General features: G+C 40.3%; 14 protein-coding genes. 7 read left to right on the top strand and 7 right to left on the bottom strand.

The features are described from left to right. Positions 1-22: 22 nt before the first annotated feature. Positions 23-619: a cytochrome b gene (locus K370_RS07230; protein WP_047540286.1), complete on the bottom strand. Its 597-nt coding sequence runs from the start codon at positions 617-619 to the stop codon at positions 23-25. 118 nt (positions 620-737) lie between these two features. Between K370_RS07230 and K370_RS07225 the strand changes: the two genes are divergently transcribed. Then, a complete protein-coding gene (locus tag K370_RS07225) occupies positions 738-1,688 on the top strand; it encodes a quinoprotein relay system zinc metallohydrolase 2 (protein WP_235272716.1) in 951 nt (316 codons plus the stop codon). 57 nt (positions 1,689-1,745) lie between these two features. Here K370_RS07225 and K370_RS07220 read toward each other — a convergent pair whose 3' ends face one another. Further along, positions 1,746-2,117 (bottom strand): DoxX family protein, encoded by a 372-nt coding sequence (locus K370_RS07220; RefSeq protein ID WP_047540282.1) that lies wholly within the window; start codon positions 2,115-2,117, stop codon positions 1,746-1,748. A gap of 131 nt (positions 2,118-2,248) precedes the next feature. Between K370_RS07220 and K370_RS07215 the strand changes: the two genes are divergently transcribed. From K370_RS07215 to K370_RS07205, 3 genes are all read left to right on the top strand, one after another. Continuing rightward, positions 2,249-2,677: a GNAT family N-acetyltransferase gene (locus K370_RS07215; protein ID WP_047540279.1), complete on the top strand. Its 429-nt coding sequence runs from the start codon at positions 2,249-2,251 to the stop codon at positions 2,675-2,677. An 89-nt stretch (positions 2,678-2,766) separates the two neighbouring features. Then, positions 2,767-3,318, top strand: a complete 552-nt coding sequence (gene fae / locus K370_RS07210; protein ID WP_047540276.1) for a formaldehyde-activating enzyme — start codon at positions 2,767-2,769, stop codon at positions 3,316-3,318. Positions 3,319-3,381: 63 nt separating this feature from the next. Beyond that, on the top strand, positions 3,382-3,612 hold the full coding sequence (locus K370_RS07205) for a hypothetical protein (RefSeq protein WP_047540273.1): 231 nt from the start codon (positions 3,382-3,384) through the stop codon (positions 3,610-3,612). 67 nt (positions 3,613-3,679) lie between these two features. On the opposite strand, the gene mutY is transcribed toward K370_RS07205, so the two are convergent. After that, the gene (mutY, locus tag K370_RS07200; RefSeq protein ID WP_047540270.1) at positions 3,680-4,729 is read right to left on the bottom strand and encodes an A/G-specific adenine glycosylase; all 1,050 of its coding nucleotides are present in this window, start codon (positions 4,727-4,729) and stop codon (positions 3,680-3,682) included. Between the two features lie 85 nt (positions 4,730-4,814). On the opposite strand from mutY, the gene K370_RS12290 reads away from it, so the two are divergent. Continuing rightward, positions 4,815-4,991, top strand: a complete 177-nt coding sequence (locus K370_RS12290) for a hypothetical protein (protein ID WP_200883466.1) — start codon at positions 4,815-4,817, stop codon at positions 4,989-4,991. A 76-nt stretch (positions 4,992-5,067) separates the two neighbouring features. On the opposite strand, the gene K370_RS07195 is transcribed toward K370_RS12290, so the two are convergent. The 4 genes from K370_RS07195 to K370_RS07180 form a co-directional block, all read right to left on the bottom strand. Continuing rightward, positions 5,068-8,067, bottom strand: coding sequence for an AsmA family protein (locus tag K370_RS07195; RefSeq protein WP_047541771.1), 3,000 nt, complete (start codon positions 8,065-8,067; stop codon positions 5,068-5,070). 90 nt (positions 8,068-8,157) lie between these two features. Next, positions 8,158-8,958 carry an undecaprenyl-diphosphate phosphatase gene (locus K370_RS07190; protein WP_047540267.1) on the bottom strand — a complete coding sequence of 267 codons (801 nt, stop codon included), beginning with the start codon at positions 8,956-8,958 and terminating at the stop codon, positions 8,158-8,160. Positions 8,959-9,068: 110 nt separating this feature from the next. Further along, positions 9,069-9,458 (bottom strand): YidB family protein, encoded by a 390-nt coding sequence (locus K370_RS07185; RefSeq protein WP_047540264.1) that lies wholly within the window; start codon positions 9,456-9,458, stop codon positions 9,069-9,071. 58 nt (positions 9,459-9,516) lie between these two features. Further along, positions 9,517-10,833: a pseudouridine synthase gene (locus K370_RS07180; RefSeq protein WP_200883464.1), complete on the bottom strand. Its 1,317-nt coding sequence runs from the start codon at positions 10,831-10,833 to the stop codon at positions 9,517-9,519. A gap of 179 nt (positions 10,834-11,012) precedes the next feature. On the opposite strand from K370_RS07180, the gene K370_RS07175 reads away from it, so the two are divergent. Together K370_RS07175 and K370_RS07170 are read left to right on the top strand one after the other, a co-directional pair. Next, a complete protein-coding gene (locus tag K370_RS07175) occupies positions 11,013-11,501 on the top strand; it encodes a hypothetical protein (RefSeq protein ID WP_047540258.1) in 489 nt (162 codons plus the stop codon). Between the two features lie 24 nt (positions 11,502-11,525). Next, the gene (locus K370_RS07170) at positions 11,526-11,765 is read left to right on the top strand and encodes a CV_2116 domain-containing protein (RefSeq protein WP_047540255.1); all 240 of its coding nucleotides are present in this window, start codon (positions 11,526-11,528) and stop codon (positions 11,763-11,765) included. The last annotated feature ends 9 nt before the right edge of the window (positions 11,766-11,774 follow it).

Here is an 11,774-nt window from a genome sequence, read left to right as displayed (position 1 = left end):
TAGTTAATTTATTGTTAAGTATTTAGAGTGACATACGTTTAAGCGTGTCATCTTTATCAATCAACTTATGTTTAAGTGCGCCGGCGATGTGCAGAAACAGTGCGACTAAAATAATGATGGCAATGATTTCGTGTGCTTCTTTGAAAATATCGCGCAAACCTGCATCATCCAGACCTTTAATAAAAGGTAATCCAAACCATTTCACGCCATATTTGCTGGAAACGGCGGTAATTAATCCGCTTAATGGCATGGCAATCATTAATAAATAAAGCAGGTGATGCGTACCTGTTGCTAGTTTACGCTCCCAAGCTTTGTAAGTAGCGAGTAGCGCAGGTGGTTTGTGGGTGATGCGCCATAAAATGCGAATAATGATTAAACCGAATAGCGTAATACCAATGGATTTATGCAGATTAAAGTAAAACGTACGCGGGCTGGCTTCTTCATTAAGCTGCCAAGTGTAAATGCCCCAGTCGAATAAGTCATACGCCATTTGTTTAGGGCCTTCTTTTGGTAAATCAGTCATATACCAGCCCAAAGCAAACATGCCTAGAATGGCGATAGCGATTAGCCAATGCAGTATTACAGCGGTTTTGGTATAGCGTGATGCATTATTCGTCATACAGATCTTCCATTTATTTAATTAAGCGTCTGTGTGACAACTATCACACCCAAACGTTGTATGAGCTATTATCATGGGAAAAAATCCTTACTGCAACACTTTCAGAAAGTAGCTAAAAATGCGTGCAAATAAGCCGTTAATATTGAATCAATTTTTGCTGTTAATGTGTAGTTTTCTGGCTTTAATAAGCTGCGTTCAAGCGGATGTTAAACCGAATAACTTTGCGATTGAAGATGTTGGCAATGGTATTTATGTACATCACGGGCAACATTTAGATATCGATGAAGGCTATCAGGGCGATATTTGCAATATTAGCTTTATGGTGGGTGAGCGTGGTGTGGCGGTAATTGATACGGGTGGTAGTTTGAAAGTGGGCAAGCAATTGCGCGGGGCGATTAAGCAAGTAACTGACAAGCCCATTTTGTACGTGATAAATACACATGTACATCCAGACCATATTTTTGGCAACGCGGCTTTTGTACAAGATAAACCGCAATTTGTCGGGCATGCCAAGTTAGGTGCTGCCATGCAATTACGCCAGGAAGCGTACGATAAATTAAATATTAGATACTTAGGTGCAGATGCTGAAGGCAGCGAAGTTGTTAAGCCAACTTTGTTGGTTAAAGCGCCAATGGATTTGGATTTAGGCGGACGAACATTAAAAGTGACGCCCTATCCCAATGCGCATACCGATACAGACATTTCAGTACTTGATTCAAAAACGGGCACCTTATTTACCGGCGATTTGTTATTTATAGAGCGTACTCCCGTGATTGAGGGCGATATTAAGGGACTGATTGCGGCGATTGATGTGCTTAAAACTTACCCAGTTAAACAAGTGGTTCCGGGTCATGGGCCAGTTGCAAAAGATTGGATAGCCGCTTTAAATAATGAACAACGCTATTTAAATACCTTGTTAACGGATATACGCGCAAATATCAAAAATGGTGGTGATATGGGCAAGGCGATGGATACTGCTGCTGCAAGCGAAAAAGACAAATGGCTGTTATTTGAAATAGCGAATCGACGAAATGTAAATACGCTGTATCCAGCTTTAGAATGGGAATAAAAAAGCGGCTGTAGAGCCGCTTTTTTATATTGCATTATCTAAAATATTAACAGTAGATTAAGATTTTTTCAGGTTATCTAAGCTGAAAGCTGTTACTGGATTCAAAGCAAGTAATAACAAACCGCCTGCAATTGCCCAATAATGTAGTACAGGTAAATGTAACAATAGTGAGATGATGATTGCATAAATCGCCATCAATATTGCAAAAAATTTGGTTTTAAAACCTAAGAATAAAGCTAAGCCACCGACCAACTGTACCAATATAATCAATGGTGCGAAAATCCCGGGTAAGCCTAAACTGCCCAAACCTGCCTGATATTGTTGATAGCCATCAGGGTTACTGAAAAAACCAATAATCAGCATTACAATTTGTAATAAGAAAACCTGAGCGAGTAAAATGCGCGCAAGAGTAGATAAATAACGTTGCATATAGACCTTTAACGAATTGGATGATAAAAATTTAACCTGAATCATGCACGGAACACGCTGAACGTGCAAGTCGTAGCGATTATCTAAGGACAAAATCTTGCAGTTACCATCAGAAAATATCACCTCTAAAAATGCTTAAACAAGTGATTATCCAACAAGTCACTTGGCAGCAAGCAGAAGCTTACTTGCGCGAAGTAAGAACGAGCGTATTTATTGAAGAGCAGTTTGTAGTACCAGAATTTGAGTGGGACGAGATTGATTCTAGCGCCGTACACTTATTGGCGATGCATGAAAATCAAGCGATTGGTTGTCTGCGGATTATTCATTATGCAAAAATCGGCCGTATGGCGGTGTTAAAACCCTGGCGCGGCTTGGGTGTAGGTAAAATGCTCTTGAGCGAAGCGATTATAATCTGCGCTTTATATGGTAGCAAACAGATCGATTTATCGGCACAAACGCACGCAATCCATTTTTATCAGCAAGCTGGTTTTCAGGTGATTAGTGACGAATACACCGATGTGCAGATTCCACATGTTGATATGCGGTTAAGCTTAGATTAGCCGCATATGAAGATTAATTGATGGTAATGCCAAGCATTTGCTAAAATACACTTTTAACGTTTTATCACTAAATCATCAGAGAGAATTTTATGTCAAAAATTATTTTTAAAGCAGGCGAAGCCACTGTATTTACCGAAGGTAAAGACGTAACCGCGGCAATGCCAGAAATTTTAATCGGCGCTGTTGATGGCCCTGTAGGCCAAGCATTCGCCAATCTAATGGCGCAAAGCAAAGGTCATACTGCCATGTTTGCAGTGCGTGATATTAACCAATTGGTCCGTCCAGTTTGTATGACTGTGCCAAAAGTAACGTTAAAAGGCAGCACCGATGTTGGCTTGTTTGGTGGTGTGGTGCAAGCGGCAACAGCAGATGCGATTTTAGATAGCGTGATTGAAGGCGTTATTCCGAAAGATCAAGTGAATGAATTATGTATTATCAGCTTGGTATGGATTGATCCAGGTTGTATCGCCTTGGAAAAAGAAGGCAAATTAGACAAAGCGGATATGTACAAAAACAACTATGACGCGACAAAATTAGCTATTAAACGTGCATTAAATGATGAGCCAAGCATTGATGAGTTGATTGCTAATCGTCACAAAATCAAACACTGTATGTGGGAAGATTCTTGGGATCAAAAATAAGCGCGATTGTCAAAATGCGTATTTAATTATTAATGTGTAAAAACGATATTCGGGAGCACTATTATGACTGAACGCAACGTATGTATGGAAGCTTTCGAGCGACTTTGTGCCGATGTCAATACAGACAAAAAATCCGCAATCGATCAATCGGATTATTGGTTATTTGAATTGGGATTCCGTTCGGCAATTGAAGAGTTATTATCGATTGCCGATGCGGGTTCGCAAGCTAGACAATTTGTTTCGCCGCGATTTCAAATGCTGGCAGATAGAATCCTAGGATCTCGCCCACATTAATATTGAGTTAAATAAAAAAGCCGATTAATTCGGCTTTTTTATTGGTCGTTGTTATTGATTATAGTTATTAGGCATTCTTATTAGTTAACGCATTAATTGACATTAAAATAGTACGAATAGGTGTGGGAATCGCCGCTGCAATGGCTTCTTCAAGCGGTAGCCAGATTTTTACCGCTTGATTTACTTGTGGAATCAACTGGTCAATATAGATAAGCTGCGGTGTAATATGCAGCTTAAAATGTGTAAATACATGTGTTAACGGTTTTAGCGCGCTAGAGTTTTGTAAAGTGACTCCATCAATGTTTGCACCTTCTGTCACTTCCGGCAAACTCCATAAACCACCCCAGATGCCGCTGGGCGGACGTTTTTCAAGCATCACGGTATTTTGGTGAATCAGTACCAGCATGGTCACACTTTTTTCAGGGATGGTTTTACGCGGTTTTGGCGTTGGTAAGCTTTTAACAAGATTCAACGCTAACGCTTCACAACTATGGTTCACCGGGCAAATGGTACATCTTGGTTTTGTGCGTGTACAAAGTGTGGCGCCTAAATCCATTAGGCCTTGTGTATAGGCGATAGCATCTGACTCTTTATTGGCGTCATTTGGATTCTCGCGTTCTGCAATCTGCCATAATTGTTGCGCTACTTTTGGCGCACCTGTGTAGCCAGACACATTGAAATGCCTTGCAAAAACGCGCTTAACATTGCCATCTAATATAGGTTGCGGCAAATTGAGTGCAAAAGTAGAAATCGCTGCAGCAGTGGAGCGACCGATGCCAGACAGGCTTTGAATATCATCGAAATGGCTTGGAAAAACACCATTAAAATCATCCATTATTTTTTGTGCAGCGGCATGTAAATTACGCGCACGTGAGTAATAACCAAGACCACTCCAATATTGCAAAACCTCTTCTTGCGTTGCCGCTGCCAAGATTTTAATACTAGGAAAGCGTTGCATAAATTTAGCGTAATAGCCAATAACTGCAGTCACTTGAGTTTGCTGCAACATGATTTCCGATACCCATATCGCATAAGGGTCAATCGTGTTCTGCCAAGGCAGATCGTGACGACCGTGCAATTTTTGCCAGTCAATGATACGTTGCGAAAATTGAGTCATGTGAATTTAAAAAGTGATTGTTTTGCTTTTTTTGTTGTTTTCTAGCAATATCGTATATGACAGCTAGCCAAATAAGGATTAAAAAATGAAACAAGTGTTAATGATGCTATTTTGTGTATGTTTAGTTGGGGCATGCAGGTCGATACCGCCAGGACACGATCCACGTGGACCCGGTAATAGCGAGAACGCACCAGGCCATAATAAACATGGCGACGGCCCTGGTAACAGTGAAAATGCGCCCGGGCAAAACAAAAAATACTAAAACGACATACTTTTTAAATACGTTTGAATATGGTTTAAAGCGATAGCCATTATTCAACTTTTGAATAGTACAATATCTAAAAATTGAGCAGTTTTTTCAACGCTTTTTCTTTCGCTTCTTCTTTTAAAGATTTAGGTTCTTCAGCTGGTTTAGCTGGTGTTGCTTCAGTGCCTGTAGCCGCTGCATCAGCTGGTTTTTTCTTATTCAGCAAACCCTTAAGTGCTTCTGCTTTATCGCCGCCATTTATGAGCTCTTTTACCGCAGCACCTTTTTCGCCACCCACTTTATCCAGCAATTTAGATTGCGCTAAAGCTGTGCCGATTGCCGCGAAATCCATGCCATATTTGGGGCTGGCAAATGAGCCAGAGATTTTCACAGGGATGGAAATGCCGCTTAACTCATCTAGGTCTGCCCCACCCTGGCCTTTAAGTGATTTCACGATAGTGGGTTTGGCAAGGTAGTTAATGGTTTCGTTACCAATATCAATGTCACCACGGCTGTCACCTTTTGCCAGGCGTAACACCGGTGCTTTCATGGCTAAATCTTCATTGTGTGCAACACCATTTTTAATGGTAAAAGTCGCGGTTAATTCACTGAAATCGGTTTTTTTGGATTTGTCGGCATTCGCTTCTTTGGTTTTTAAAAAGTTTACTTTGCTTTTGATATCGCGAATGTTGCCTGCAATATCCACACCTTTTACCGCGCCATCTGCTAAATTAAGCGCAGCATTGCCGCCCAAGCCTTTTTTCAATGCATTCACACTGGCGCCTTGCGTAGTTACATCTACATTTACACTACCCGTGCCGCTCAACATATCGTTATTAATAGCGTCCACCATTAAGGGGCCAATCGCAATATTTTTCATGTTCTGTTGAAACGTAATCACTGGTGTCGCGCGTGCATCCACTTTCAGTAGGCCGCTCATACTACCTTGATATAAGTTGGCAGAAAAAGGTGACAAAGTTGCCACGCCACCATTAGCTTTAAGCCCTATATTTACATTTTGAGTTTTTACATTGGCCAGTTTTAATTTACCAATTTTGGCCTCGCCCGAGGCATTAAGCTTTTTTAATGCACTCAGGTCAATCGGCGTATCTGCTACGTTTTTGCTTGCGGTTTCAGTTTTAGCAGAAGTTTCATCTTTGGTGATATATCTATCGGCGTCTAGCTGGTCGATATTGATCGCAAAATTAAAGGCTGGATTGCTAAACTGGCTAATACCCAAATTCGCGTTAATCTGGCTATCGTCAACCTTGGCACTCAATGGATTTAGACTTAACTTTTCGCCATCGGCTTTTAGATTAATATTGATATTACTGGCTTTGGTTTTGCCATATTTAAGGCTACCAACGCGTATCGAACCGTTTGCATTCAAAGCTTTTAGCGCGCTTAAATCCAACGGTTTGTCGCTGGCTGCTTTACTGGCGCTAGATGTGTTTTTGCTACCAGCATCAGCCGTCACATATTTATCGACGTCCACTTGGTCCACATCTAAATTGAATGTATATAAAGGCCTGTCAAACTGACTGATGCCCAAGCTGCCTTTGATCTGGCTATTATCCACTTTGACATTCAGACCGTTTAAGCTGAGTTTTTGACCGTCAGCTTTGATGCCGACATTTAAGCCAGAAACACGGTATTTATCATAAATAATGCTGTCGACATTTAATTTACCGTCTAGCAATAGGTTTTTAAGCGCGGATAAATCAGTTGGTTTGCTATTGGCTTTTGCCGTAGTGCTAGCCTTGTTTTCGCTGAATTTTGGCAACAGTTTATTTAAATCCAATTTATCGGCATTCAAGTTAAATTTGATATTGGGTGTTTTGAAGCTCGCTACATCCACATCGCCAACCAGTTTGGTTTCAGCAATATTCAAATTAAATTGACTGTTAATTAGCTCTTTTTTAATGTCTGCGTGTGCGCTCAAATTGAAAGCTCCGCTCATGCTGCCATTAGGCAAACTAGGGTCTTTTACATCTAATTTACCCACCAATTTTGGAATATCAAATATTAAATTTTCAATATTGCCGCTAAAAGGCGATGCAAATGTGCCAGTTACCGTGCGCTTGTCTTGCACCATAGATAAATCACCAGTGATACCGCTACTTTGCAAAGCATTAGGTGAGCCTTTCATATCGGCAAGCACCATGTTGGCTTTCAAGTTTCCATCGGCTTTTTCTTGGCTGAAGCTAATAGCGACTTTTTTGCTATTCACCTCATCTTTTAAAATGCTAATCGCTGGCGCGCTTAAATTCACACTTTGTGTACTGCCATCAAATTTGCCAGACGCAACCAACTGCAATCCATCTACCAAAAATTCCAATTGCTCGGTTTTTGCATCTACGTTGCCAGTCGCCTTAATATCCATATCTGTGCCGCCCAGCATGTCGCCTTTAATACGGCTATCCAAATCCTTTACCTGAAAATGCTTGGTTTCTGGATCTACCAAAAAATTACCTTTTAAGTTCACATTAGCCGCAATTGCAGGTTGATTGGCGGTTAAGACAAAATCAGTTTTTAAGTCAATTGGTTCAGCCAAAGCAATATGGCCAGATTGCATATTAAATTTTGAAACGCTGTATTTTGCACCAGAAGCTTCATCACTGTATTTCACTTCAGAATTAGTGACATTCACGCCATCGATATCAAATTTAATGGTTTCAGATTCGGTATCGTCTTTGCTCAGTAAATCATCAAAGTTGGTGGTGCCATCTTTATATTTGATGATATTAGCTTTTGCGCCATCGACATAAACCGTATCAACCACCAATTGCTTTCTAAGTAGTGGCAGCACAGACAATGCCACCTTAACGCTATTTACAGAAGCAAACTCTGTTTCGGATTTATGTTCAGAAATAGATAGCTTGCCCAAATTCGCACCGATTTTTGGCCAAAAGCTCAGCTTAATATCACCGTCAATATGTAGCGTGCGCTCTTTTTTTTCTTTCACCAGCTTGATAATGTCGTCTTTGTAATCGTTAGGATTAAAAGTCGCGGCAAAATAGGCAACAATTAGCAAAGCCAATGAAACGATGCCAGCAAAACCGTAAAGCGCATATTTAATGAATTTGTTCATCATATTTCTCGTTTCAAGCTAGATAAAATCACCAGATTTAAATGCATGGTTTACGTTAAAACCGTTTGGTTTTTCGGTTAATTGGTTAAATCACCAAAAATACCATAATACAGCTACACCAAAAACAATGCGATACCATGCAAATGGCACAAAATTATGCGTTTGCACAAAGCGAATTAAAAACTTAACAGCAACTAAAGCCGATAAAAATGCCGTTACAAAACCAACAGCAAAAATGATTAAATCGTCCGCATTTAACAAATGCCAGCTTTTAAGCAAATCATAGCCAGTGGCGGCAAACATAATGGGAATCGCTAGAAAGAATGAGAATTCCGTTGCTACGGTGCGGTTTAGTCCAAAAATCATGCCACCTAAAATAGTCGCACCAGCGCGCGAAACGCCAGGCACTAATGCTAAGGCTTGGGCAAAGCCAATTTGCAGTGCTTGCTTGCTAGATATGTCATCTATGCTTTGTGCGGACGTTTTAAGTGGTAATTTTTCAATCAGCAAAATAGCAAAACCGCCGACTATTAAAGCAATAGCTACCGTAAATGGTGAAAATAAATATTCTTTAATAACGCCATGAAAAGCCAAGCCCAGCAAAGCGGCGGGTAAAAAGGCGATTAATAAGTTACGTACAAAGTGCTGCGCATTGGCCTCTTTGGTGAGTGTTGTAACGGTGTTTATTAAGCGTTGTTTAAACGCCCAGCACACCGCTAAAATAGCGCCTAGTTGAATGATGATTTCAAAAACATCGCGCTTTTCTTTGCTTAAAAATCCTAAAATATCACCTACGATAATCAAATGACCTGTGCTACTGACGGGTAAGAATTCGGTTGCGCCTTCAACCAAACCCATGATGACGGTTTTTAAAAGTAGTATTAAATCCATAATTTGATGTTTTTCGATTAGTTGAATTTCATTTTATCAGGTTTGCAAAATTATAAAGGGTGCGCTCGCACCCTTTAAGTTGATCATTTGTGACGGAGTAGTACTTGCCGTTATCTCAACATACCTAAAACTGTTGATAATAAATTACCGGATTCCGCAGGCGCTTCGCCATTTGGTGTTAATTTATCGACCAAAGTCGGTAAATGTTCTGCAATTTGTGCACTAAGTGTTTCTGCATTAATACCAAATTTTGCCGCCATATCTGCAATGGCGCCATTACCCAAAACGCTAGAAATCTGTTCGGCAGTGATGGATATATTTCCCCCATTTCCTACCCATGAAGCGGCCGTTTCACCCAAGCCATTTTCTCTGAATTTTTCCAGAATACCGTTTAAACCACCGTTTTGGTTAAATAAATCCATAGCCACTTGCGCCATATTGCCTTGCTCACCACCTAATTTTCCCAGCACACTGCCAGCAATGCTATCAAGTAACCCCATTATTTACCCTCCAAAATTAAAATAATAAAAACGCACTTTAATACTTAAATAGCATAACTTAAAAACGTTCGTCACTGCGTAGATAACGCCATTGGCCGGGCGGCAATTTACCTAAATTTACACTGCCGATTCGTACGCGTTTTAGGCCGACGACAAACAAGCCGACCATTTCACACATACGGCGAATCTGACGTTTTTTACCTTCGCGTAAAACGAATCTTAATTGGTCTTCATTCTGCCAACTTACTTTGGCTGGCTGGAGTTTTTCACCATCCAGACTTAAGCCATGGTTTAAGCGTTGCAAATCGGCATCGCTCAATTCGCCTTCCACACGTACCAGATATTCTTTCTCTACAGTGGAGTCTTCACCAATCAAATGACGCGCGACTCTGCCATCCTGAGTGAGCACTAACAAACCTGTAGAGTCAATATCTAAGCGGCCTGCTGGTGCAAGTCCATGTAAAAATCCACGTTGGAATTCTTTGGCATTATAACTATTTAAATCTGGGTCATCCATCCATTCGTTATCTGGGTGAACCAGCACAATTGCAGGCTGATAACCATCTTCCGCCTGCCCACTCACATAACCAACCGGCTTGTGCAGCAATATCGTCACCTGTTCAGCTTGTTGTTCATAAGCATAACCGCTAATCACAATTTCAGCATCGGGCTTAATGCGTGTGCCTAGCGTTTCCATAATTTCGCCGTCTACTTTCACCCAGCCATTCACAATCCATTCATCTGCTTCGCGGCGTGAACAAATACCACGCTCTGCCATCACTTTAGAAAGGCGCGGCATTTCTACATTGACAGGTGATGACTTATAAGCCGCTTTAGCCGCAGCGCCATATTGTGGTGTGGCAACTGCATCATAACCATCGCGCACCTTGCCACCACGGCGCGGTGCTTGGCGATATTGCGGCTCATTTTTATCAGGGCGCGGCGTAATGCGCGTATCAACACCGGCTGGCTTATGTTGTTTTGGTGGCGCTTGATTAAATTCTCTAGAGTTAAAATCGTCAGATGTTTCAGCCCTTAACTCACTTCTTAACGGTCTATTTTCATTCGGCTTATTGTAAGCAGGCCTATTTTCAGTAGGCTTGCTGTAATTAGCTTTATTGTCATTAGAATGGCTTGAACCAGCCTGATCTGCAAAAGGCTCACCATGCGCTTTACCATCAAAGCGATGATTACGTTGACGCGCGCTATCAGTTTTTGGAGAATTAACTGGCTTAGCGACATCAATATTATCTTTAATCACAGGCTTAGGCGGCGTCTGAGTTCTATCGCGCTTAGCAGGGTCGACGCGACGCACAGGCGTTTTACTCGCCGATGACGTTTCGCTAGGTTTTTTTGTGATTTTAATAGTGGCCAAAATAGTCTGCAGTTGTTTAATTTATAAGGCTATTTTAACAAATTAATGCGGCAAGTTTTTATTTATTAACTGCAAGAATTTTGAGTTATTTAGTTTTCAATTTATAGTCTGAATTTGTAATGTATTACAGTCTCACGTTACCTAAACGGGAATGCTCAGTTTTTAGCTAGGGATAAAAAATGAAAATTATTTTAATTATTTCAATATTATTAACTCTATCGGGCTGTCAGAAAATTGAATCATTAATAACTGGCAAAATTTATTTAAGCTGTGAAGGAAGCATTAAATCATCCGAGTCACACAACGTTTATTCATACCAAGACGAATGGACTGAACAGGCAATCATATCGGTAGTTTTAGACAGAAACAATGTAAAAATTAATAATACTAGTAGTTTCGTTCCTAATACACTAACAGTTTGCTCTAACAATGAGTTAATTAAATTTAACTCATATAATTGCGGAAACATTTGGGATGAATATAATAAGTTGATTAAAAAGAACTATACAGATGAGCAGGCAAAGTACTACACCGTGAATGGTCACCGAACTTTTGGTGACTATGACAAGGTTATTAAAAAACTGACAGTGATTACTAAACGAGAATCCTTAGATGGTTTGAATGAATCATCTTTTGGTGAATTTTTTTGTAAGGAAATTGATATATAAGTTTTTCAGTTTATTGGAGTTAACATGGACATTCTCTACAAATTTTTCGATATTAGCCCTGCACCTGATTTTTATCAGGAAAGCGGCAAATGGTCTGAACGCGTTTTTATTACTTTACATCACGATGATAATGTTCGAACGAATGTTTATTTAGGTAAAAAACTATTCGATTCTAAAGAGGAAGCTGAATTAAATTCAATTGAATTCGGTAAGCAAATAATAGATGGTAAATTTCCCAATCTTTCGCTAAAAGGACTTCTCTAGCATTAAAAC

Origin of the sequence: Methylotenera versatilis 7, from assembly GCF_000799165.1 — a bacterium.
Lineage (GTDB): Bacteria > Pseudomonadota > Gammaproteobacteria > Burkholderiales > Methylophilaceae > Methylotenera_A > Methylotenera_A versatilis_A.
The sequence above is the reverse complement of the archived record's forward strand: the minus strand, read 5'-3'. Positions and strand labels throughout refer to the sequence as shown.